This window comes from Streptomyces sp. NPDC055815 (assembly GCF_053616475.1).
On sequence record NZ_JBSHDU010000056.1, the window covers coordinates 33065 to 55333 of the forward strand.

General features: G+C 72.0%; 18 protein-coding genes. 10 read left to right on the plus strand and 8 right to left on the minus strand.

Annotated elements, in window-relative coordinates; genetic code table 11:
- Positions 1–67 precede the first annotated feature (67 nt).
- Positions 68–2605 (minus strand): protein kinase domain-containing protein, encoded by a 2538-nt coding sequence (locus ACWGN5_RS29400; RefSeq protein WP_453520655.1) that lies wholly within the window; start codon positions 2603–2605, stop codon positions 68–70.
- 186 nt (positions 2606–2791) lie between these two features.
- On the minus strand, positions 2792–4498 hold the full coding sequence (locus ACWGN5_RS29405; protein ID WP_453520657.1) for a glycerol-3-phosphate dehydrogenase/oxidase: 1707 nt from the start codon (positions 4496–4498) through the stop codon (positions 2792–2794).
- Between the two features lie 310 nt (positions 4499–4808).
- Here ACWGN5_RS29405 and ACWGN5_RS29410 point away from each other — a divergent pair, with 310 nt between their 5' ends.
- Entirely contained in the window at positions 4809–6050 is a 1242-nt protein-coding gene (locus ACWGN5_RS29410) for a nucleotide sugar dehydrogenase (protein ID WP_453520659.1), read from the plus strand.
- A 49-nt stretch (positions 6051–6099) separates the two neighbouring features.
- Here the strand turns inward: ACWGN5_RS29410 and ACWGN5_RS29415 are convergent, their stop codons facing one another.
- The 4 genes from ACWGN5_RS29415 to ACWGN5_RS29430 form a co-directional block, all read right to left on the minus strand.
- The gene (locus tag ACWGN5_RS29415; protein ID WP_453520660.1) at positions 6100–7224 is read right to left on the minus strand and encodes a GuaB3 family IMP dehydrogenase-related protein; all 1125 of its coding nucleotides are present in this window, start codon (positions 7222–7224) and stop codon (positions 6100–6102) included.
- A gap of 105 nt (positions 7225–7329) precedes the next feature.
- Complete coding sequence (gene guaB / locus ACWGN5_RS29420; protein ID WP_453520661.1) at positions 7330–8832, minus strand: IMP dehydrogenase; 1503 nt, start codon at positions 8830–8832, stop codon at positions 7330–7332.
- A gap of 190 nt (positions 8833–9022) precedes the next feature.
- The gene (locus tag ACWGN5_RS29425; RefSeq protein WP_308433031.1) at positions 9023–9625 is read right to left on the minus strand and encodes a sigma-70 family RNA polymerase sigma factor; all 603 of its coding nucleotides are present in this window, start codon (positions 9623–9625) and stop codon (positions 9023–9025) included.
- Positions 9626–9868: 243 nt separating this feature from the next.
- A complete protein-coding gene (locus ACWGN5_RS29430) occupies positions 9869–10480 on the minus strand; it encodes a response regulator transcription factor (RefSeq protein WP_003948568.1) in 612 nt (203 codons plus the stop codon).
- Positions 10481–10910: 430 nt separating this feature from the next.
- Between ACWGN5_RS29430 and ACWGN5_RS29435 the strand changes: the two genes are divergently transcribed.
- On the plus strand, positions 10911–11285 hold the full coding sequence (locus tag ACWGN5_RS29435; RefSeq protein ID WP_453520663.1) for a WhiB family transcriptional regulator: 375 nt from the start codon (positions 10911–10913) through the stop codon (positions 11283–11285).
- 110 nt (positions 11286–11395) lie between these two features.
- Here ACWGN5_RS29435 and ACWGN5_RS29440 read toward each other — a convergent pair whose 3' ends face one another.
- On the minus strand, positions 11396–12289 hold the full coding sequence (locus tag ACWGN5_RS29440; protein WP_369146007.1) for a LysR family transcriptional regulator: 894 nt from the start codon (positions 12287–12289) through the stop codon (positions 11396–11398).
- 79 nt (positions 12290–12368) lie between these two features.
- On the opposite strand from ACWGN5_RS29440, the gene ACWGN5_RS29445 reads away from it, so the two are divergent.
- Positions 12369–13043 carry an MOSC domain-containing protein gene (locus ACWGN5_RS29445; protein WP_453520666.1) on the plus strand — a complete coding sequence of 225 codons (675 nt, stop codon included), beginning with the start codon at positions 12369–12371 and terminating at the stop codon, positions 13041–13043.
- Between the two features lie 85 nt (positions 13044–13128).
- Positions 13129–13902, plus strand: a complete 774-nt coding sequence (locus ACWGN5_RS29450; RefSeq protein ID WP_453520667.1) for an SDR family NAD(P)-dependent oxidoreductase — start codon at positions 13129–13131, stop codon at positions 13900–13902.
- A 26-nt stretch (positions 13903–13928) separates the two neighbouring features.
- Here the strand turns inward: ACWGN5_RS29450 and ACWGN5_RS29455 are convergent, their stop codons facing one another.
- Positions 13929–15716, minus strand: a complete 1788-nt coding sequence (locus ACWGN5_RS29455; protein WP_453520670.1) for a DUF2264 domain-containing protein — start codon at positions 15714–15716, stop codon at positions 13929–13931.
- 359 nt (positions 15717–16075) lie between these two features.
- Between ACWGN5_RS29455 and ACWGN5_RS29460 the strand changes: the two genes are divergently transcribed.
- The 6 genes from ACWGN5_RS29460 (at position 16076) to ACWGN5_RS29485 (ending at position 22171) form a co-directional block, all read left to right on the plus strand.
- Entirely contained in the window at positions 16076–17173 is a 1098-nt protein-coding gene (locus ACWGN5_RS29460) for a substrate-binding domain-containing protein (RefSeq protein WP_453520671.1), read from the plus strand.
- Between the two features lie 102 nt (positions 17174–17275).
- The gene (locus ACWGN5_RS29465; protein WP_453520674.1) at positions 17276–18592 is read left to right on the plus strand and encodes an ABC transporter substrate-binding protein; all 1317 of its coding nucleotides are present in this window, start codon (positions 17276–17278) and stop codon (positions 18590–18592) included.
- Positions 18593–18596: 4 nt separating this feature from the next.
- Entirely contained in the window at positions 18597–19541 is a 945-nt protein-coding gene (locus ACWGN5_RS29470; RefSeq protein WP_453520677.1) for a carbohydrate ABC transporter permease, read from the plus strand.
- The gene (locus ACWGN5_RS29475) at positions 19538–20389 is read left to right on the plus strand and encodes a carbohydrate ABC transporter permease (protein ID WP_453520679.1); all 852 of its coding nucleotides are present in this window, start codon (positions 19538–19540) and stop codon (positions 20387–20389) included. Before ACWGN5_RS29470 ends, ACWGN5_RS29475 begins: the two co-directional genes overlap by 4 nt.
- A gap of 17 nt (positions 20390–20406) precedes the next feature.
- A complete protein-coding gene (locus ACWGN5_RS29480) occupies positions 20407–21426 on the plus strand; it encodes a hydroxyacid dehydrogenase (protein ID WP_453520681.1) in 1020 nt (339 codons plus the stop codon).
- 46 nt (positions 21427–21472) lie between these two features.
- Positions 21473–22171: an ester cyclase gene (locus ACWGN5_RS29485; protein WP_453520683.1), complete on the plus strand. Its 699-nt coding sequence runs from the start codon at positions 21473–21475 to the stop codon at positions 22169–22171.
- The last annotated feature ends 98 nt before the right edge of the window (positions 22172–22269 follow it).

A 22269-nucleotide genomic window follows, 5' to 3' on the forward strand; every position in this document is an offset into this window, starting at 1 on the left:
GCAGCGTGCAGTTGACGGCTCTGTTCGGCTGCGTTCGGTCCATGAACCTCACGATACGTGCCACCGGTCAGTCCTTGGGGCTGAACGTGGCGAACGCCGTGTCCCGCAGCGTCTTGCACTCCGCGCCGTTCCACGCGTCCGAGGCGCAGCTGATCATGATGGAGTACCCGTGCTTGGCGTCCACCTTGAAGCCTCGGTTGAGCACGCGGACACGGATGCCCTTCTGCGTGCGCTCGAACTCCCAGTCGGCGACGGTCGGGTAGCCGTTGTAGGAGACCGGCCTTATGCCGAGGTGCTTGTAGTCCTGGCTGGAGGCGGCCACGCCGTACCTGGCCAGCTCCCAGGCGTTCGCCGCGTTGTCCTTCGGGCTGCCGTTGTAGTCGACCTGGACGCGCGGGAAGCCGCCGCTCTCGTTGAATATCGCGCCGAGGTCGTAGCCCGGGATCGAGCGGAGCTTGAAGGACGCCGGCATCGCCATCGAGAAGTGGAGCTTCTCGTTGCTGACGAGGGTGTAGCCGGCGGGCAGCTGGGCGCCCGCGCCGCCGGGCCCTCCGGAGGGCTTGGTCCCGTTCTGCCCGCCCGTGGACCCCGACCCCGTGGTGCCGTTGTCGCCGCCGGTCGATCCCGTGGCGCCGTTGTCGCCGGGCTGGGTGCCGCCCTGCTGGCCGGGTCCGCCCGAGGACTGGCCCTGGGCGCCGCCGGAGCCGCCGGAACCGTCGGCTCCACCGGTCGAGGCGCCGGCCGAGGCGGTGGTGCCCCCGTCGCCCTTGCCCTGGTTGCCCTCGTCGCCGCCGCCGAGGGAGACCGCGAGGATCGTGCCGAGCACGGCGAGGACGGCGACCGCGGCGATGACCACCAGGGTGCGGCGCGGTACGACGTCGGTCAGCGGCGCGCGGGCCGGGGCCGGCTTGCCGCCGCCCCGCAGCGGCTCGGTCGCGAGTCGCGGCGCGGGCTTCGGCTCGGGCTTCACGGACGCGGCGGCGTTCCGTACGGACTTCAGCGCGTCCCGCATCCGCTCGGCGGCCGCGTCGGGCCCCCGGTCGATCGCGGCGGCCGTCGGGGCCTGGTCGGGGCGCGGCGGCAGCGGTACGACGGTGGTGACCTCGGGCGAGGCCACGGGCGGCGCGTCGGGCGCGTCGAGCACGGCCCGCAGCAGGACCCTGGCGCCGGCGTCGTCGAGCCGCTGCGCCGGGTCCTTGGCGAGGAGGCCGTAGATGACCTTCTCCAGCTCGGGGCCGGCGTTCTTCGGCGGGTCGACCGGCTCGGTCATCACGGCCGTGAGGGTGGCGATGGCGGAGCCCTTGTCGTACGGCGGGCTGCCTTCGACCGCGGCGTAGATGAGGCCGCCGAGCGACCACATGTCGGCGGCGGGGCCGGGCTTGTGGCCGCGGGCGCGCTCCGGGGAGATGTACGAGGGGGCGCCGACGAGCATGCCGGTGGAGGTGATCGAGGGGTCGCCCTCCACCTGGGCGATGCCGAAGTCGGTGAGGACGACGCGGCCGTCCTCGGCGATGAGGACGTTGGACGGCTTCACGTCGCGGTGCAGGATGCCCTCGCGGTGCGCCGAACGCAGGACGTCGAGGATGGCGAGGCCGACCTCGGCGGCGCGCCGGGGCGTGAGGGTGCCGTCCTCACGGACGGCGTCCGCGAGGGACTTGCCCTCGATGAGCTCCATGACGATCCACGGGCGGTCGTCCTCGTCGACGACGTCGTAGACGGTGACGGCGCCGTTGTTGCGGATCCGGGCGATGGCCTTCGCCTCGCGCAGGGTCCTGGTGATGAGGCGTCGCTTCTCGTCCTCGTCGATGCTGGTGGGGAAGCGGAGCTCCTTCACGGCGACGGTACGGCCGAGGGTCTCGTCGACGGCGCGCCACACGGTGCCCATGCCGCCGCGGCCGAGGACGCCGCCGAGCCGGTAGCGGCCCGCGAGCAGCCGTCCTTCGCCGGCCGGTTCCTTGCGGAACTTGTCGGCGCCGCGCGGGCCGTCGGCGGCGGGCCGGCGGTCGCTCTCGCCGTCGCCGTCCCCGGCGCCGAAACCGGCCCGTCCGGTCGACGGCTCGGTACCGCGCAGCCGCCCGTTCGCGACGGCGTCGTCACCAGTGGCCCCGCTCGCGGCACCAGCACCGGCCTCGGTCCCGGCCGAGGCACTGGCACCGGCCTCGGCCTCGGTCCCGGTCCCGGCCGCTGCACCGGCACCGGTCCCGGCCGCTGCACCGGCACCGGTCCCGGTCGCGGCACCGGCACCGGCACCGGCCGAGGCCTCGGTCCCGGTCGCGGCACCGGCCGAGGCCGAGGCCCCGGCCCGAACGTCGCTCGCGCCCGGAGTCGCCGTCCCCTCGGACGGCGCGTCCTGAGGGTCCTTCACCTCCTGAGCGTCCTTCACGTCCCGAGGGGTCTCCGCGGGCTTCGCGTCCTCGACGCCCCGCTCCGGTTCGCGCGCGCCCCCTGGGGCCTGCGCACCCTGGCTGACCTGCGCGTCCTCCGTGTCCCGCTCCGGCTCACGCGCGGCCGGAACCGCTCCTCGGTCGCCGTCGGTCGCGGCCCCCGCGGCGGCGTCCCGCCTGGGGTCCCTCGCCTTGTCCCGCGACTGCTCCGCCTCCGACATGCGTCCCCTCTGCGATCCCTGATCTTCGCCGCGTCTGCCGCTTCCCGCGCGATGCGGTAACCCGCCCTGGAAGAGAGGCCATTGTCCCTCACCTCGGGGCGGGTGGCGCCCCCGGGTCCGCACTCCGGGATACGACGCCTCCGCACGGCCCCGAGGTTCCCGCGGTGCGAGGACCCGGACGTCCCGTCAGATCGGCACGATGTCCGGCGCCCCGAGCCGCGCGGCGTCGGCCGTCAGGTCGTCGGGCTGGCGCTGCGACTCGCGCTCGGCCTCGACCCGCTTCTCGTAGTGCTCGACCTCCTTCGCGATCTGGCCCTCGTCCCAGCCGAGGACCGGTGCCATCAGTTCCGCGCACTCGCGGGCGCTGAGCGTGCCCCGGTCGAAGGTCTCGATGGAGATCCTGGTCCGCCGGGTGAGGACGTCGTCGAGGTGGCGGGCGCCCTCGTGCGAGGCGGCGTAGACGATCTCGGCGCGCAGGTAGTCCTCGGCCGCGGCGAGCGGTTCGCCGAGGCTCGGGTCGGCCGCGATCAGGTCGAGGATCTCCTCCGTCAGGGAGCCGTAGCGGTTGAGGAGATGCTCGACCCTGACGACGTGCAGTCCGGTTCTCGCGGCGGTCCTGGCCCGCGCGTTCCACAGGGCGCGGTAGCCCTCGGCGCCGAGGAGCGGGGTGTCCTCGGTGACGCAGGGGGCGACGCGCTGGTCGAGTCCGTGCACGGCCTCGTCGACGGCGTCCTTCGCCATCACGCGGTACGTCGTGTACTTGCCGCCGGCCACGACCACGAGACCGGGGACCGGGTGGGCGACGGTGTGCTCGCGGGACAGCTTGCTGGTGGCGTCCGACTCGCCGGCCAGGAGCGGCCGCAGGCCCGCGTAGACGCCCTGGACGTCGTCCCTGGTGAGCGGGGTGGCGAGGACGGTGTTCACATGCTCCAGGAGGTAGTCGATGTCGGCGCTGGAGGCGGCGGGGTGCGCCTTGTCGAGGTCCCAGTCGGTGTCGGTGGTGCCGACGATCCAGTGGCGCCCCCAGGGGATGACGAACAGCACGGACTTCTCGGTGCGCAGGATCAGCCCGGTGGTCGAGTGGATGCGGTCCTTGGGCACGACGAGGTGGATGCCCTTGGAGGCGCGGACGTGGAACTGGCCGCGCTCCCCGATGAGGGCCTGGGTGTCGTCGGTCCACACGCCCGTGGCGTTGACGATCTGTTTGGCCCTGATCTCGTACGCGACGCCCGCCTCGACGTCCTGGACGCGCGCGCCGACGACCCGCTCGCCCTCGCGGAGGAAGCCGGTGACGCGGGCCCGGCTGGCGGCCCGGGCGCCGTAGGAGGCGGCCGTGCGCACGAGGGTGGTGACGAAGCGGGCGTCGTCCATCTGGGCGTCGTAGTACTGCAGGGCGCCGACCAGGGCGTCCTTCTTCAGGCAGGGCGCGACCCGCAGGGCGCCCCGCCGGGAGAGGTGCCGGTGGACGGGGAGGCCGCGGCCGTGGCCGGAGGAGAGCGACATCGCGTCGTACAGCGCGACGCCCGAGCCGGCGTAGAACCGCTCCCAGCCCTTGTGCTGGAGGGGGTAGAGGAACGGGACCGGCTTCACCAGGTGGGGGGCGAGCCGCTCCAGGAGGAGTCCGCGCTCCTTGAGCGCCTCCCGTACGAGCGCGAAGTCGAGCATCTCCAGGTAGCGCAGGCCGCCGTGGATGAGCTTGCTGGACCTGCTGGAGGTGCCGGAGGCCCAGTCACGGGCCTCCACGATGCCGGTGGAGAGCCCTCTCGTGGCGGCGTCGAGGGCGATTCCCGCGCCGACGACTCCGGCGCCGACGACCAGCACGTCCAGCTCTCGCTCGGCCATGACCGCGAGTGCCTCGGCGCGCTCGGCGGGTCCCAGTGTCGCTGTCCTCACGCTGCTGCCTCCCGTCGTCCCCCGTCTGTCCCACACGCCGTCGGCACCGCACACACCGGGCCGTAGCGACGTACACGAACCGCGAACCGGGCCCCGTGTGGTCCGGCTCACAGCTCGATTCTGTCCCGGTCCCGCGACTTCAGCCACCGCCTCGCGGCCGACCTGTGGATAACACTCGGCGACGTTCGACCCCACAATGCCGCATATCGGTCATATTTACGCCTAGTCTGACATTGCGCTCGACCCGTTCTGTCCACCGGGCTTGCGCGTCGCGTCCCCTCCGGCTACTGGGAAGGACGGCCCACCCCCCATGCCCGCTGACCTCGCCGTCATCGGCCTCGGCCACCACGGACTCCCCCTGGCCCAGGCCGCCACCGCCGCAGGCATCGACACCATCGGCTACGACACCGACCCCCGCCCCGTCGCCGAACTCGCCGCCGGCCGCTCCCCGGTCGACGGCTCGCTCACCGCCCCAGAGATCCGCCGGATGCTCTCGGGGGGCTTCCGGCCGACCACCAACCCCGCCGAGCTCGGCCGGGTCCGCACCGCCGTCCTCTGCGCCCCGACCTCCCCCGGCCCCGACCGGACCCTCGACCTCACCGCCGTCACCGACGCCGCCCGCGCCCTCGCCGCCCGGCTGCGCCCCCACACCACCGTCCTCCTGGAGTCCCCGGTCCCCCCGGGCACCACCGAGGGCCTCCTCCGCGAGGTCCTGGAGGCGGGCTCGGGCCTGCGCGCCGGGCGCGACTTCCACCTCGCGTACTCCCCCGGCCGCCTCGACCCCGGCAGCCGCACCCACGGCTACGCCGGCACGCCCAAGGTCATCGGCGGCCTCACCCCGGCCTGCACCGAGTCCGCGGCCGCCTTCTACGGCCGGCTCACCGACAAGGTGGTACGCGCGCGTGGCCCCCGCGAGGCGGAGACGGTCAAGCTCCTGGAGACCAACTTCCGGCACGTCAACATCGCCCTCGTCAACGAGATGGCGGTCCTCTGCCACGAACTCGGCGTCGACCTCTGGGACGTCATCCGCTGCGCCGAGACCAAGCCCTTCGGCTTCCAGGCCTTCCGCCCGGGACCCGGCGTCGGCGGCCACGGCGTCCCCGTCGACACCGTCGGCGCCCACCGCCCGCTGCGCCTCGTCGAGCTCGCGGGACAGGTCAACGAACGCATGCCGCAGTACGTCGTCCAGCGCGCCGCCACCCTCCTCAACGAGCACGGCAAGTCGGCCCGCGGCGCCCGGATCCTGCTGCTCGGCATCACCTACAAGCCCGACCTCCCCGACCGCCAGGGCTCCCCCGCCGACGAGATCGCCCGCCGCCTCATGGACCTGGGCGCGGCCGTCAGCTACCACGACCCGCACGTCCCCGACTGGCGCGTCCGCGAGCTCCCCGTCCCCCGCGCCGACTCCCTCTACGAGGCCGCCGCCCACGCCGACCTGACGATCCTGCTCCAGCACCACCGCACGTACGACCTCCAGGGCCTCTCGGTGAAGGCCCAGCTGCTCCTCGACACCCGCGGCGCCACCCCCGCCGGAGCGGCCCACCGGCTGTGAGCAGCAGAAAAGCCCCGCACCACCTGGTGCGGGGCTTCTCAGCGGGTCGTCAGCGCTTGTGCTGGGAGTCCGCGACCGTGACCTCGACGCGCTGGAACTCCTTGAGCTCGCTGTAGCCCGTGGTGGCCATCGCGCGGCGCAGGGCGCCGAAGAAGTTCATCGAGCCGTCCGGGATGTGCGACGGGCCCGCGAGGATCTCCTCGGTGGTGCCGACGATGCCCAGGTCGACGAGCTTGCCGCGCGGCACGTCCTCGTGGACGGCCTCCATGCCCCAGTGGTGGCCCTTGCCGGGCGCGTCCGTGGCACGGGCCAGCGGGGAGCCCATCATCACGGCGTCGGCACCGCAGGCGATGGCCTTCGGCAGGTCTCCCGACCAGCCCACACCGCCGTCGGCGATGACGTGCACGTACCGGCCGCCGGACTCGTCCATGTAGTCGCGGCGGGCCGCGGCCACGTCGGCGACCGCGGTCGCCATCGGGACCTGGATGCCGAGGACGTTACGGGTGGTGTGCGCGGCGCCGCCGCCGAAGCCGACCAGGACACCCGCCGCGCCGGTGCGCATCAGGTGCAGGGCCGCGGTGTACGTGGCGCAGCCGCCGACGATGACCGGGACGTCCAGCTCGTAGATGAACTGCTTCAGGTTCAGCGGCTCGGCCGCGCCCGAGACGTGCTCGGCCGAGACCGTCGTGCCGCGGATGACGAAGATGTCCACGCCGGCGTCGACGACGGCCTTCGAGAACTGCGCGGTGCGCTGCGGGGAGAGCGCGGCGGCGGTGACGACACCGGAGTCGCGCACCTCCTTGATGCGCTGCCCGATCAGCTCCTCCTTGATCGGGGCGGCGTAGATCTCCTGCAGACGGCGGGTCGCGGTCGCCTCGTCCAGCTCGGCGATCTCGTCGAGCAGCGGCTGCGGGTCCTCGTACCGGGTCCAGAGACCCTCCAGGTTCAGGACGCCGAGGCCGCCCAGCTCGCCGATGCGGATGGCGGTCTGCGGCGACACGACCGAGTCCATCGGGGCGGCCAGGAACGGCAGCTCGAAGCGGTAGGCGTCGATCTGCCAGGCGATCGAGACCTCCTTCGGGTCCCGGGTGCGCCGGCTCGGGACGACGGCGATGTCGTCGAACGCGTACGCCCTGCGGCCGCGCTTGCCGCGCCCGATCTCGATCTCAGTCACGATGTGTGGCCTTTCCCTCTATGTCTGCGCCTACCAGTATCCCCGACACACGCCGGAGGGGCGGCTCCGGCCACATGCCGGAACCGCCCCCTCCGTCGCGCGCTGTTACTTCCTGCTGTAGTTCGGCGCCTCGACCGTCATCTGGATGTCGTGCGGGTGGCTCTCCTTGAGGCCCGCCGAGGTGATCCGGACGAATCGGCCGTTCGCCTGGAGCTCCGGCACCGTGCGCCCGCCGACGTAGAACATCGACTGGCGCAGACCGCCCACCAGCTGGTGGACGACGGCCGAGAGCGGGCCGCGGTAGGGCACCTGGCCCTCGATGCCCTCGGGGACGAGCTTCTCGTCGGAGGCGACGCCCTCCTGGAAGTAGCGGTCCTTGGAGAAGGAGCGCTGCTCGCCGCGGGACTGCATGGCGCCGAGCGAGCCCATGCCGCGGTACGACTTGAACTGCTTGCCGTTGATGAAGAGCAGCTCGCCCGGGGACTCCTCGCAGCCCGCGAGCAGCGAGCCGAGCATCACCGTGTCGGCGCCGGCGACGAGGGCCTTCGCGATGTCGCCGGAGTACTGCAGACCGCCGTCGCCGATGACCGGGACGCCGGCCGCCTTCGCGGCGAGGGAGGCCTCGTAGATCGCGGTGACCTGCGGGACGCCGATGCCGGCGACCACGCGGGTGGTGCAGATGGAGCCCGGGCCGACACCGACCTTGATGCCGTCGACACCGGCGTCGATCAGCGCCTGGGCGCCGTCGCGGGTGGCGACGTTTCCGCCGATGACGTCGACCGAGGAGTTCGACTTGATCTTGGCGACCATGTCGCCGACCAGGCGGGAGTGGCCGTGCGCGGTGTCGACGACGATGAAGTCGACACCGGCCTCGATCAGGGCCTGGGCGCGCTCGTACGCGTCACCGGCGACACCGACGGCGGCGCCGACGAGGAGCCGGCCTTCCTTGTCCTTGGCGGCGTTCGGGTACTTCTCGGCCTTGACGAAGTCCTTGACCGTGATGAGGCCCTTGAGGATGCCCGCGTCGTCGACCAGCGGCAGCTTCTCGATCTTGTGGCGGCGCAGCAGCTCCATGGCGTCCACGCCGGAGATGCCGACCTTGCCGGTGACCAGCGGCATCGGGGTCATGACCTCGCGGACCTGGCGGCTGCGGTCCGACTCGAAGGCCATGTCGCGGTTGGTGACGATGCCGAGCAGCTTGCCGGCCGGGTCGGTCACCGGGACGCCGCTGATGCGGAACTTGGCGCAGATCGCGTCGGCCTCGCCGAGCGTCGCGTCCGGGTGGACCGTGATCGGGTCCGAGACCATGCCGGACTCGGAGCGCTTCACCAGGTCGACCTGGTTCGCCTGGTCGGCGATCGAGAGGTTGCGGTGCAGCACACCGACACCACCCTGTCGCGCCATGGCGATCGCCATGCGGGACTCGGTGACCTTGTCCATCGCGGCGGAGAGCAGCGGGATGTTCACCCGCACGTTCTTCGAGATGTACGAGGCGGTGTCGATCTGGTCGGGCGCCATGTCGGACGCGCCCGGCAGCAGCAGCACGTCGTCGTAGGTCAGCCCGAGTGTCGCGAATTTCTCGGGCACTCCGTCGACGTTGGCAGTCATGACACCTTCCCAAATGGCCTTGATCGGTGCGGGATGTCCATGCTAACGGGCCTGAGCGGTGTCTCATTCCACGAGCAAGATCAGCGAGAAGCTTTGGACGTTCGCACGTGTACGAAAGGGATGACAGCGCCCGGCAAGGCTTACTGCTCGGCCAGTGCCCGGAGCAGGCCGAGAGCGCGGTGCTGTCGGGTCACTGCTCCGCCAGCGCCCGGAGCCGGCTGAGGGCGCGGTGCTGGGCGACCCTGACGGCGCCCGGGGACATGCCGAGCATCTGGCCGGTCTCCTCGGCGGTCAGTCCGACCGCGACCCGGAGCACGAGCAGTTCGCGCTGGTTCTCCGGGAGGTTGGCGAGCAGCTTCTTGGCCCACTCGGCGTCGTCGCTGAGCAGGGCGCGCTCCTCGGGGCCGAGGGAGTCGTCGGGCCGCTCGGGCATCTCGTCGGAGGGAACGGCGGTGGACCCGGGGTGCCGCATGGCGGCGCGCTGGAGGTCCGCGACCTTGTGTCCGGCGATGGCGAAGACGAAGGCCTCGAAGGGCCTGCCCGTGTCCTTGTAGCGCGGCAGCGCCATCAGGACGGCGACGCAGACCTCCTGGGCCAGGTCCTCGACGAAGTGCCGGGCGTCGCCCGGCAGGCGGTTGAGGCGGGTGCGGCAGTACCGCAGGGCGAGCGGGTGGACACGCGCGAGCAGGTCGTGCGTGGCCTGCGCGTCGCCGTCGACCGCGCGGTGCACGAGCGCGCCGATCTCCCCCTGCCCGGCAGGCATGGGGGTACCCACGGTCTCGTCGTCGCGCATCGCTCCATGGTGCCCCGACGCCTCCGCGTCCGTGGCACCGCGTCCGTAGTTGTGCACCGAAGCGTTATGAGCAGGTGCGCCGGCACTCATCTCCCGCGCCCCCTCCTCCCGCTCGATCGACTCGTCCCCGAGGAACTCCACATCTCAAGGATGCGGCATTCCACGGGGAAGTGACACAAGCCCGCCCCGTCCACCCCACGACGGACGCGGGCGAGGACGGGGAGAGGACAGGTGACCTGCGATTCAGCGGACCAGGCCCCAGCGGAATCCGAGCGCGACGGCATGCGCCCGGTCGGAGGCGCCCAGCTTCTTGAAGAGGCGCCGGGCGTGCGTCTTGACCGTGTCCTCGGAGAGGAAGAGCTCGCGCCCGATCTCCGCGTTGGACCGGCCGTGGCTCATGCCTTCGAGGACCTGGATCTCGCGCGCGGTGAGGGTGGGCGCGGCGCCCATCTCGGCCGAACGGAGGCGGCGCGGGGCGAGCCGCCAGGTCGGGTCGGCGAGCGCCTGGGTGACCGTGGCCCGCAGTTCGGCGCGCGAGGCGTCCTTGTGCAGGTAGCCACGGGCGCCCGCGGCGACCGCGAGGGCGACGCCGTCGAGGTCCTCGGCGACCGTGAGCATGATGATGCGGGCGCCGGGGTCCGCGGAGAGCAGCCGGCGGACGGTCTCCACGCCGCCCAGACCGGGCATGCGTACGTCCATCAGAATCAGGTCCGAGCGGTCCGCGCCCCAGCGGCGGAGGACTTCCTCGCCGTTGGCCGCGGTGGTCACGCGCTCGACGCCGGGCACGGTCGCGACCGCGCGGCGGAGCGCCTCTCGGGCAAGCGGGGAGTCGTCGCAGACGAGGACGGATGTCATGCCTGACCTCCGCGGCTCTCGCAGCTGTTGCGCGTCACCTTGAGCCTCCAGGGCTGTACGTATCGTCACCTGTGCGGTTGACGCTCTCGGACATGTGCCCGATCGCTTATTCCTTCAACCGCCTCCGCACTCTCAACGACGGTCACTCGAAAGAGTTACGGGTCGGACGGCGTCTTCGGCACTCTACGTGAGGAGTCGTGCGCGGAGGAGAGTGTCGCAGGTCGTTCGTCCCGACATCAAGAGCTATGCCCCATTTAGCGGGTTTTCTTCCCTTTTCGCAGTGTCTGTGGCTAGATTCGCAATGAGTCATATTTACATCTACTTCGACAGTAGGTGTAGCTACGGACCTGTCGGGACCCGAGGAGCCCCGGCCATCAGCCATCCACCCGCCCACCTATCCGTTCGACACGGTTTCAAGGGGACAAGCGCAATGGCAGATTTCTCCCGCCTTCCCGGACCCAACGCCGATCTGTGGGACTGGCAACTCCTCGCGGCCTGCCGCGGGGTCGACAGCTCCCTGTTCTTCCACCCCGAGGGAGAGCGCGGCGCGGCACGGAGTGCGCGTGAGAACTCGGCGAAAGAGGTCTGCATGCGGTGCCCGGTGCGCGCGGAGTGCGCGGCACACGCACTCGCCGTGCGGGAGCCCTACGGCGTCTGGGGCGGCCTCACCGAGGACGAACGCGAAGAACTCATGGGACGCGCGCGCAATCGCCTGATCACGACGGCCCCGGCCTCGCCGCCGGTCACGTCCGCCGCGTCCGCCACACCCATGACACCCATGACATCACTCGGGGAACGTATGTGAAGGAACGTTTCTTCGGTGGACTGAGAACCACCTGACCCGTGGGCGTGGACCGAGAACCACTTGACCCGTGGGCTGAGAACCACCTGAACGGACCCGTGCGCCCGCGCGCCCTACGCGCGCGTGGCGGCGCGGATCAGTTCGTCCAGCGTGGCGGCGACGGCCGGGACCTGCGCGAGGTCCGGCAGCGTCAGGGCCACGATCTCCCGCTCCACGGCCGGCTCCACGGCCACGGTCCGCGCCCCCTTGGGCCGTACGGACTCGATGGCCAGCTCCGGCAGGACGGCGACGCCCAGACCGGCGCCGACCAGGCCCACCACGGCCGGGTAGTCGTCGGTGGCGAAGTCGATGCGGGGGGTGAAGCCCGCGTCCTCGCAGACGTCGACGAGCTGGCGGCGGCAGCGCGGGCAGCCCGCGATCCAGGGCTCGTCGGCGAGTTCCGCGATGCCGACCGAGCCGGCCCCGGCGAGCCGGTGGCCTTCCGGCACCAGGCCGACGAGCCGGTCGGCGAGCAGGGGGCGGACCACCAGGTCGTCCCACTCGGCCTGCCCCGCCCCGTACCGGAAGGCGAGCGCGATGTCACAGTCGCCCTCGCGGAGCATCTCGATCGAGCGCGGCGGCTCCGCCTCGACGAGGGAGACCCGGGTGCCGGGGTGCGCGGCCCGCAGCGCGGCGAGCGCGGTGGGCACCAGGGTCGAACTGCCGCTCGGGAAGGAGACCAGGCGGACACGGCCCGCGCGGAGCCCGGCGATGGCGGCGACCTCCTCCTCGGCGGCGGTCAGCCCGGCGAGGATGCCGGAGGCGTGGCGCACCAGGACCTCGCCGGCCTGGGTGAGGCGCATCTCGCGTCCCGTGCGGATCAGCAGCGGCGTGCCGGCGGAGGCTTCGAGGGCCTTCATCTGCTGGCTGACGGCGGGCTGGGTGCAGCCGAGTTCACGCGCGGCGGCCGAGAAGGAGCCGGTGGCGGCGACGGCGCGCAGGACGCGGAGGTGGCGTGCCTCGATCATGCGTCCAGCATAAGCGACTCTTGGGTGAAGCTGCCCATTCTCGCGAGCGCCTTTGAGATGGCGCCCGTACAGTGCCCGCATGACCTTGCTGAGCGTGAATGTGGGCCGCGCCAGGCCCGTGGAGTACACCGACGCCGCTTCGGGGATGACGGGCATCGACAAGCGGCCCGTGGACGGGCCCGTACGGATCGAGGCGCCGGGCGCGCCCGGTGTCGGGGCGAGCGGGGTCGCCGGCGACGCGGTCTGCGACCTGCGCTTCCACGGCGGCGACGACCGGGCGGCGTACGCCTTCGCCCGGGAGGACATGGACCTGTGGGAGCGGGAGCTCGGCCGCGAACTGGCCAACGGCTCCTTCGGCGAGAACCTCACCACCCGGGGCCTCGACGTGAACGGCGCGCTGATCGGCGAGCGGTGGCGGATCGGCGAGGAGGTGGTCCTGGAGGTGACCGGCGGCCGCATCCCGTGCCGTACCTTCGCCGGTTTCGTCGAGGAGAAGGGCTGGGTGAAGCGGTTCACGCAGTCCGAGGCCGGTCCCGGCGCGCTGCTGCGGGTGATCGTGCCGGGCGAGGTGCGGGCGGGCGATCCGATCACGGTCGTGCACCGGCCGGACCACGACATCACCGTGGCGCTGCTGCACCGCGCCGCGACCACCGAACGCGCCCTGCTGCCCGGCACGTTGGTCGCCGCGGAGTGGATGGAGTCCGGACTCCTGGCGCTCGCCCGCCAGTACAAGGAGAAGTACGCCAAGGAGTAGCCGCGGGGCGGGGCGGCGGTGCCCGGCTTCCGGACCGGGCCCACGAGACCGGCCCGGTCCTGAGGCCAGGCACTAGGTTGCCCGTATGACGACTGCACTGATTACGGGCGCCACCGCGGGCATCGGGGCCGCCTTCGCACGGAGACTGGCGGCGGACGGCCACGACGTCGTGCTCGTGGCCAGGGACGTGAAGCGGCTCCGGGAGCAGGCGACCGAACTGCACGACCGGCACGGCGTCGAGGCCGAGGTGCTCGCGGCGGACCTCTCCGAGGAGCACGGCATCGCCGCCGTCGAGGCCCGGCTCTCGGACCCGAGGCAGCCGGTGGACATGCTGGTGAACAACGCCGGCTTCGGCAACAAGGGCCGTTTCCTCGAGGTCTCCATGGCCGACGAGCTGAAGATGCTGACGGTGCACTGCGAGGCGGTGCTGCGGCTGACCTCGGCGGCCGCCGCCGCCATGAAGGGCCGCCACCGGGGCGCCGTGGTGAACGTGGCGTCGGTGGCGGCCTTCGTGCCCCGCGGCACCTACGGCGCCTCGAAGGCCTGGGTCGTGCAGTTCACCCAGGGCGCGGCGCGGGACCTCGCGGGCAGCGGGGTGCGGCTGATGGCGCTCTGCCCCGGCTTCGTACGGACCGAGTTCCACGAGCGGGCCGGGATGGGCACGGACAACATCCCGGGCTGGATGTGGCTCGACGCGGACAAGCTGGTGACGACCGCCCTCCAGGACCTGGAGCGGGGGAAGTCCCTGTCGATCCCGGACCCCCGCTACAAGGCCCTCATGGGTGTGGTGAAGCTGGCGCCGCGCGGTCTGCTCGGCGGGGTGTCGTCGAAGGCGGGCCGCAAGTACGGGCCGGAGTAGGCCCCCTGGTGACCTGAGTCGGAGATTCAGAGGTCCAGTCGCACGGTGGTGCCGTTCTGCCAGGTCACGGTCAACAGGCGGCCGTCGACCCGGACCTTCGCGAGGTCCGACACGGGGGTGGGGTCGGGTTCGGCGGTGAGGGAGGCGAGGGCGGCGAAGAGCGATGCCGGGCCGCTCGTGGTGCCGTGCAGGGCGAGGGTCCGGCTGCCGGGGCCCTGAAGGGTCTCCCCGGTGGGGAGTTCCGCGGTTTCGGGGCGGTAGCCGTGGACCGGGTGGAGCTGCGCGTGCGGGCCGTCGGGGGTGACGGCCCAGCCGGTCTGCCGTACGGGGGTCCCTTCCGGGGCGCCGAGGACGAGGTGGGCGCGGAGTTCGGCGCGGCCGTGGACGAGGGTCGCGGAGAGGACCCGGACGCCGGGCAGCGGGTGGTGCAGGGAGGCGGCCCGGTCGGGTCCTGTGCTGAGCGGGACGGCGGGGCCGCGGGTGGTGGCCCGGCCGTCGACGAGCAGGGCGAAGTGGTTGTCGGCGGTTCCCGTACCGGGTCCCGTACGGGTGGAGTAGGCGTGGCGGGCGTAGCCGGGGTCGTCCTCCTCGCCCGGCGCGCTGTGGACGTGGTTGCTGCCGTGGTTGTGGAGGCGTACGAGCCCGTCGGCGGCGGTGGTCTGGACGAGCAGTCCGGCGGGGGCGACGGGGAGGACCGTGTCGGCGCGTTCGGCGGGCAGGGGTTCCTCGGGGTCGGTCCAGGCGGGGTGGTCCGCGGGCAGCAGGAGGCCGAGGAAGCCCTTGGACGCCCAGTAGGGGGAGCCGGGGCCCGAGTAGTCCTGGACGAGCGGCGGGTGGGGGCCGTGCCAGCCGAGGGTGAGGAGGCCGCGCTCGTCGGTGGCGCCGCGGTCGAGGAAGTACCGCAGGGTGCCGGAGGCGAGGCGGCGGGTGGCGCCGGGGGTGAGGGGGGTGTGGCCGGTGAGGGTGCCGAGCCAGGGGGCGGCGGCCGCGGCGAAGCGGTAGATCAGGGAGCGCCCGTACGGGACGGGGGCGCCGTTCGCGTCGAAGAGGTGGACGTGCGTGTCGAGGTGGGCGCGCAGCCGGGGGCCGTACCGGTCGAGGAGGTCCCGGTCGCCGGAGAGGAGGGCGTGGAGGACGGGGTAGAAGTGCAGGGCCCAGGCGTTGTAGTGGTCGAAGGCGCGGTTGTCGCCGTCGCTGTACCAGCCGTCGCCGAGGTACCAGTCCTCGATCCGGGCGAGGGAGCGGTCGATCGTGGCGGCGGCGCGGTCGGTCTCGATGCCGGTGTCCTGGAGGAAGCCGGCGACGGTGAGGCCGAAGAGCCACCAGTTGTTGTCGACGGGTGAGGGGCCGAGGGCGGGCAGGAGCCAGTCGGCGACCTGCCGGCGGGTGCGGTCGTCGAGGCGGTCCCAGAGCCAGGGGCGGGTGAGGCGGAGGCCGAGGGCGATCGAGGCGGATTCGACGATCGCCTGGCGGGTGCCGGCCATCTCGGGCCAGGAGTCCTGGTCCTGGCGTCCGGGCTTCTCGGTCCCGGCGGCGAGGCCTTCGGCGTACCGGTCGAGGTGGCCGTGCGGGTCCTCGCCGTGGGCGCCCGCGACGCGGAGGGCGGCGAGGAGGAAGGTGCGGGCCCAGCCCTCCAGGCCGTCGGAGCGGGGTCCCGACCAGCTGGGACGGGGGCCGGGGAGGTCGATGAGGCCGCCTCCCGGGGAGGCGAAGGGGCGGACGTCCAGGAGGAGCCGGTCGGCCGTGGCCTCCCAGTGGGCACGGGTCCAGCCGGTGTACGGGCTGAGCTCACGGTTCTCGGGCGGCGTGGGCATGATGCTCCCTAGGGCCTGTCCGACCATTCGCGTCGGATCAGGCCGGGTCGTTCGGTGCGTGCGATCGGCGTGCGGCCGGGGCGCCCTCGTAGCGGAGCTACTTGGGCGTTTCGGCCGTGCGGCGTGGGGGCACCTCCCGTGCCCGAAGGGCTACGGGGGAGTGCGTGCCGGGCGGGCCGGACCCGACGGGAATGGTCGGACAGGCCCTATCCGTGCGAGGACGTCTGCGTCGCGGGAATCCTGAACAGACTCCGATCGAACGTCAAGAGAATCGGAGCGAATGATCGAAACTTCTGTCGTTCGATCATTTCTGGAGTTAGGCTCGACGGACCACCACCACCGCGAGGGGGAACTGCGCCGTGCGCGAGAGTGCTGCCGAACGACACGACCGACTGCTGGCCCTGGTGCGCGAGCGCGGCACCGCCCGCGTCTCCGAACTGGCCGAACGCCTCGGGGTCTCCCCCGTCACCGCCCGCCGGGACGTCGAGGTCCTGGCCGGCCGGGGCCTGCTCGACCGGGTGCACGGCCAGGTCTCCTGGCCGCAGCGGGGGGCCGCCGGCGGCGGACGCTCCGGCGAGGGCCTGGTCCTCGGCCTGCTCGTGCCCTCCGCCACGTACTACTTCGCCGAGGTCATCCGGGGGGCGCACGAGGCGGCCGCCCGCGCCGGGGCGCGGCTCGTGCTGCGGATCTCCGACTACCGGCCGGAGGAGGACCGCGCCCGCACCGAGGGCCTCCTCGCGGCGGGCGCCGAGGGCGTCCTCGTCGCGCCCGGCTGGCGCGGACTGCCCGAGGACCGGCTCGCGTACGGCGACTGGCTGGCCGAGCTGCCCGTGCCGGCCGTCCTCCTGGAGCGCCGCGCCGAGCCCGGCAGCCCGCTCGACGGCCTGGACCGGGTCGCCTCCGACCACGCCCACGGCGTGCTGCTCGCCCTGCGCCATCTGCTCTCGCTCGGCCACGCCACGCCGCTGCTCGTGGCCCGCCGGGACTCCCCGACCGCGTTCGCCGTACGCGCGGGCTACGCCGAGGCGCTGGGCACCCTGGGCCTGAAGGAGCCGCGCCCGGTCATCGACTCCGTACCGGCGGAGGCGGACCCGGAGGGCTTCGAGCGGGCGGTGCGGGCCCTGCACGAGGCCGTCGGCTCGGGCCTGGCGAGCGCGGCCCTGGTCCACAACGACGTGGACGCGATCGAGATCGTGCAGCGCCTGGCCGAGCTGGGCGTGCGGGTGCCGGAGGACCTGGCCCTGATCGCGTACGACGACGAGGTCGCCGCCCTCGCCGACACCCCGCTGACGGCGGTCGCCCCGCCGAAGCGACAGGTGGGGCGGCACGCCACGGAACTCCTGGTGGAGCGGCTCACGGAGGCCTCCGACGAGGACGCGGCACGGCGCCATCTGAGCCTGCTGCCGTGGCTGCGGGTCCGGGCCTCGTGCGGGGCGAGCACGACACCCTCAGTTTGATCTTTTTTCGATCAATCAATCTTTCGCTCTTGACTTCGGTCATGAACGGTCACAGGATCACGGCCACAACCACCCAGCCGCCCCGCCCTCAGGAGCCGTGCCGTGACCCGTACCTGGAGCAGAACGTCCCGCGTCATAGCCGGCACCGCCACCGCCCTGGCCGTCCTCACGGCCTGCGGCGGCGGCGGTGACGACACCGCCAACAAGCCGAACGGCCCCGTGACCATCACCTTCTGGGGCTGGGCCAAGGGCTCCAAGGACGTCGTGGACGCCTTCAACGCCTCCCACACCGACATCCAGGTGAAGTTCGAGGAGATCCCCTCCGGCACCGCCGGCGGCTACGCCAAGATCTCCAACGCCGTGAAGGCGGGCAACGCCCCCGACCTGGTCTCCATCGAGTACTCCTCGCTCCCCGAGTTCGTGAGCTCCGGCGCCCTCCAGGACATCGGCGACCAGTTCACCGAGGCCGACCGCGCCAAGCTCCTCCCGCAGTCCGTCGAACTCACCACCCTCGGCGGCAAGTCCTGGGCCGTCCCCTTCGACGCCGCCCCGCAGGCCTTCTTCTACCGCAAGGACCTCTTCGCGCAGTACAAGGTCGAGGTCCCCACCACCTGGGACGCGTTCAAGAAGGCCGCCGAGCAGGTCAGGAAGGCCGACGCCAAGGCCCGGATCGCCACCTTCTTCCCCGACGACCCCACCACCTTCGAAGCCATGGCCTGGCAGGCCGGCGCCCAGTGGTTCAAGGCCGAGAACGACACCTGGAAGATCGACACCACGGACGCCGCCACCAGCAAGGTCGCCTCCTACTGGCAGGGCCTCCTCGACGCCGACCTCGTCCACAAGGACGCCTCCTTCAGCCCCGAATGGGTCGGCTCCCTCAAGAACGGCACCACCGTCGGCTACCTCGGAGCCTCCTGGGGCGCCGGCGTCCTCAAGGGCAACGTGCCCGAGATGGGCGGCAAGTGGGCCGTCGCCCCCATCCCCACCTGGGACGGCAAGCCCGCCAGCGGCATGCTCGGCGGCACCTCCTTCGCCGTCACCAAGGACAGCAGGCAGAAGGCCGCGGCCGTCACCTTCGCCGAGTGGATGTCCACGACCGAGGCCGGCATCAAGGCCCGCATCGCCTCCGGCACCTCCAGCGCCTTCCCCGCCGCCGCCTCCCTCCGCCCCGTCGCCAAGAAGGCCTTCGACGCGAGCTTCTACGGCGGCCAGGACATCTACACCCTCTTCGAGGCCGCCGGCGCCTCCATCAACCCCCACTGGTCCTGGGGCCCGACCACCGGCACCACCAACACCGCGATCAAGGACCGGTTCGGAAAGATCGCCCAGGGCGGCCCCGGCATCGCCGACGCCGTCAAGGCCGGCCACGACGCCACCGTCGCCGAACTCACCAAGCGCGGCCTGAAGGTCGAGGGCTGACCCGATGAAGGCCCGCACCCGCGCCGCCACACTTCTGCTGACCCCCTTCTTCGTCCTCTTCACCGCGGTGATGGTGGTGCCGATCGGATACGCGGTCTGGCTCAGCCTCTTCACCGAGAAGCAGTCCGGACTGGGCTTCGGCGGCACCGAGACCGTCTTCACCGGCCTCGACAACTACACCGCGGCGCTGGGTGACCGGGCCTTCCTGGAGGGCTTCGGCGTCCTGCTCGGGTACTGCCTGCTCTACATCCCGCTGCTGCTCGCCGGGGCCCTCGGCCTCGCCCTCCTGCTCGACTCGGCGCTCGCCCGCGCCCGCCGCTTCTTCCAGCTCGCGCTCTTCCTGCCGCACGCCGTCCCCGGCATCATCGCCGCCCTGATCTGGGTCTACCTCTACACACCCCAGCTCAGCCCGGTCGTGCAGGCCATGGACGCCGGCGGCCTCGGCTTCGACTTCTTCTCCCCCGAAGGCACCCTGCCGTCCGTCGTCAACATCGCCCTGTGGGAATGGCTCGGCTACAACATGGTCATCTTCTACGCCGCCCTCCAGGCCATCGACCGCTCCGTCATCGAAGCGGCCACCGTCGACGGCGCCGGCGCCTGGCGCATCGCCTTCGCCATCAAGGTCCCGCTCGTGAAGGCCTCCCTCGCCATGGTCGGCCTCTTCACGATCATCGGCTCCCTCCAGCTCTTCACCGAGCCGCTCATCCTCAACAAGGGCACCGGCTCCGCCGTCACCTCCACCTGGACGCCGAACATGTACGCCTACACCGCGGCCTTCGACCGCAACGACTACGGACTCGCCGCGGCGGCCTCCGTCCTCCTCGCCCTGACGGCGGCGCTGCTCTCCTTCGCGGTGACCAGGCTGACCGGCCGCCGGAAGCCGGGCGCGGCACCGAAGCAGGCACCGGCGCGCAAGCCCGCCGCGGCGCGGAAGGAGCAGACGGCATGAGCACCCGCACGCCGAACAGATGGCTCTCGAAGACGGCCGTCAACGGCGCCCTCGTCCTCGCCGTCGTCTACATGCTCTTCCCCCTGGTCTGGCTGCTCACCGCCGCCACCAAGGACGCCGGAGGCCTCCTCGCCGGAGACGCCTTCTCCTTCGAGGGCTTCGACCTCGACGGCAACCTCTCCCGGCTCGCCGCGTACAGCGACGGCATCTACTTCCACTGGTACGCCAACAGCCTCCTCTACGCGGGACTCGGCGCCCTCGCCTGCTCCCTGATCAGCGTCGCCGCCGGATACGCCTTCCACGTCTACGACTTCCGGGGCAAGGAGAAGCTCTTCGGCCTCGTCCTCCTGGGCGTGCTCGTCCCCACCACCGCGCTCGCCCTGCCGATGTACCTCCTCGCCAGCGAGGTCGGCATCGTCAACACCTACTGGGCCGTCCTGATCCCCGTCCTCGTCAACCCCTTCGGCGTCTACCTCTCCCGGGTCTTCTGCGCCGGCTACATCCCCGACGAGGCCCTGGAGGCCGCCCGTATCGACGGGGCCGGCGAGATGCGCGTCTTCTGGTCGATCGGTCTGCGCATGGTCATGCCCGGCTTCGTGACCGTCTTCCTCTTCCAGTTCACCGCCGTCTGGAACAACTTCTTCCTCCCCCTGGTGATGCTCTCGGACCAGAAGCTCTTCCCGCTGAGCCTCGGCCTGTACGCGTGGAACAGCAACGCCCACGCCGAACCCGACTACTACCCCCTCGTCGTCACCGGATCCCTGCTCGCCGTCGTCCCCCTCGTCGTCGCCTTCGTCTCCCTCCAGCGGCACTGGAAGGCCGGTCTGACGGCCGGCAGCGTCAAGTGAGGAGCACAGGTCCCACGATGCACCCGACCACTGACAACCGCCCGTCCCTCCTCCTCGCCATGGGCCCCGGCGTGGACGACCGCCTCCTCACGGACGCCCACCGCACCCGCCTGGCCCGCCTCAGCCGGACCGACCCCCACCTCGTCGCCCACGACCTGACGGCCCCGGACCCACGGGTCGCCGCCGCCCTGGCCGAGGCGGAGATCCTCCTGACCTGCTGGGGAGCGCCGCCGCTGACGGCCGAGGCCCTGGCCCGCGCCCCTCGGCTCAAGGCGGTCGTCCACGCGGCGGGCTCGGTCAAGCACCACATCACCGAGGCCTGCTGGGAGCGGGGCCTCCGGGTCACCTCGGCCGCCGCGGCCAACGCGCTGCCGGTCGCCGAGTACACGCTCGCCGCGATCCTCCTCGCCGGGAAACGCGTCCTGCGCTCGGCCCAGCGGTACGCGGAACTCCGCACCGACGACACCTGGCTCACCGAATCCGCCCCGTGGGGCAACTACCGCCGCACGATCGGCATCGTCGGCGCCTCCCGCATCGGCCGCCGGGTCGTCGAACTCCTCCGCCCCTTCGACTTCGAGATCCTGCTGTACGACCCGTACGTGACGATCCCGCCGCCCGGCACCGCGCTCGTCGGCCTCGACGAACTCTGCGCCCGCAGCACGATCGTCTCGATCCACGCCCCGCAACTCCCCTCCACCCACGGCATGATCGGCGCGGCGCAGCTGGCGGCGATGCCGGACGGGGTGACCCTGATCAACACCGCCCGCGGCTCCCTGATCGACGAGACGGCCCTCCTCCCCCACCTCGTCTCGGGCCGCCTCCACGCGATCCTCGACGTGACGGACCCGGAACTCCCACCGTCCGAATCACCGTTGTGGACCCTCCCGAACGTCCTCCTCACCCCCCACGTCGCCGGCTCCCTGGGCAACGAACTCCACCGCATGGCGGACCAGGCACTCGAGGAGGTGGCGCGGTACGGGCGGGGGGAACCGTTCGCGGAGGAGGTACGGGCGTCGGACCTGACGCGCTCGGCGTAGCCCGCAGACCTAGACTGGAAAGGTCCTACCTGGGTCGGGAGGCGTCATGACTTTCGTGCAGATCATCGACTGCAAGACGAGCCGGGTCGAGGACCTGAACCGGCTCATGGACCGGTGGGTCGAGCAGACGCAGGGCAAACGGACCGCTACCCACAGCATCGTCGGCAAGGACCGCTCCGACGCCTCGCACGTGGTGGAGATCGTCGAGTTCCCCTCGTACGACGTGGCCATGCAGAACTCGCAGCTTCCGGAGACCGACCGGATCTTCCGGGAGATGGTGGCGCTCTGCGACGAGATGCCGACGTTCACGGACCTGGATGTCGTACGGGACGAGGCGCTGTACAAGAACAACGCCCGCAGGCTGCTGGAGATGTTTGCGACCGAGCAGGAGCTGGCGCTGCTCGACGAGGTGCTGGCGGAGGGCTACCACGATCACGATCCGACCAACGAGCAGGACGTGATCGGGATGGACGCGGTGCGGCGCGAGGTCGAGATGTGGCGGGGCGGCTTCGACTTCACGTTCGAGATCGACGACCAGGTCGCCGAGGGCGACCGGGTCTGCACGCGGTGGACGTGGAAGGCGAACCACACGGGCGACTTCATGGGGCTGCAGCCGACCGGGATGGACGTGGAGATGACGGGCACGGTCGTCCACCGCTTCCGCGACGACGGGAAGATCGTCGAGGGCTGGTGGCAGTACGACATGCTCGGGCTGATGGGACAGCTCGGCGCCGTCGAGGGGTAGAGCGAGAACGCCGAGGCCCGGTTGTCCCGGGGAGCAGACACCGAGGCCCGGTGGCCCCGCGGCCGGGGCGCCGGGCCGCGGGGGTGGGGGACGGGGCG

What these genes read in the sequence shown, in the direction of transcription:
- ACWGN5_RS29470 (WP_453520677.1), top strand. Translation starts at nt 18,597, where the DNA reads ATGAAGGCCCGCACCCGCGCCGCCACACTTCTGCTGACCCCCTTCTTC.
- ACWGN5_RS29400 (WP_453520655.1), bottom strand. Translation starts at nt 2,605, where the DNA reads ATGTCGGAGGCGGAGCAGTCGCGGGACAAGGCGAGGGACCCCAGGCGG.
- ACWGN5_RS29435 (WP_453520663.1), top strand. Translation starts at nt 10,911, where the DNA reads ATGGCAGATTTCTCCCGCCTTCCCGGACCCAACGCCGATCTGTGGGAC.
- ACWGN5_RS29410 (WP_453520659.1), top strand. Translation starts at nt 4,809, where the DNA reads ATGCCCGCTGACCTCGCCGTCATCGGCCTCGGCCACCACGGACTCCCC.
- guaB (WP_453520661.1), bottom strand. Translation starts at nt 8,832, where the DNA reads ATGACTGCCAACGTCGACGGAGTGCCCGAGAAATTCGCGACACTCGGG.
- ACWGN5_RS29430 (WP_003948568.1), bottom strand. Translation starts at nt 10,480, where the DNA reads ATGACATCCGTCCTCGTCTGCGACGACTCCCCGCTTGCCCGAGAGGCG.
- ACWGN5_RS29440 (WP_369146007.1), bottom strand. Translation starts at nt 12,289, where the DNA reads ATGATCGAGGCACGCCACCTCCGCGTCCTGCGCGCCGTCGCCGCCACC.
- ACWGN5_RS29475 (WP_453520679.1), top strand. Translation starts at nt 19,538, where the DNA reads ATGAGCACCCGCACGCCGAACAGATGGCTCTCGAAGACGGCCGTCAAC.
- ACWGN5_RS29455 (WP_453520670.1), bottom strand. Translation starts at nt 15,716, where the DNA reads ATGCCCACGCCGCCCGAGAACCGTGAGCTCAGCCCGTACACCGGCTGG.
- ACWGN5_RS29485 (WP_453520683.1), top strand. Translation starts at nt 21,473, where the DNA reads ATGACTTTCGTGCAGATCATCGACTGCAAGACGAGCCGGGTCGAGGAC.
- ACWGN5_RS29445 (WP_453520666.1), top strand. Translation starts at nt 12,369, where the DNA reads ATGACCTTGCTGAGCGTGAATGTGGGCCGCGCCAGGCCCGTGGAGTAC.
- ACWGN5_RS29450 (WP_453520667.1), top strand. Translation starts at nt 13,129, where the DNA reads ATGACGACTGCACTGATTACGGGCGCCACCGCGGGCATCGGGGCCGCC.
- ACWGN5_RS29425 (WP_308433031.1), bottom strand. Translation starts at nt 9,625, where the DNA reads ATGCGCGACGACGAGACCGTGGGTACCCCCATGCCTGCCGGGCAGGGG.
- ACWGN5_RS29480 (WP_453520681.1), top strand. Translation starts at nt 20,407, where the DNA reads ATGCACCCGACCACTGACAACCGCCCGTCCCTCCTCCTCGCCATGGGC.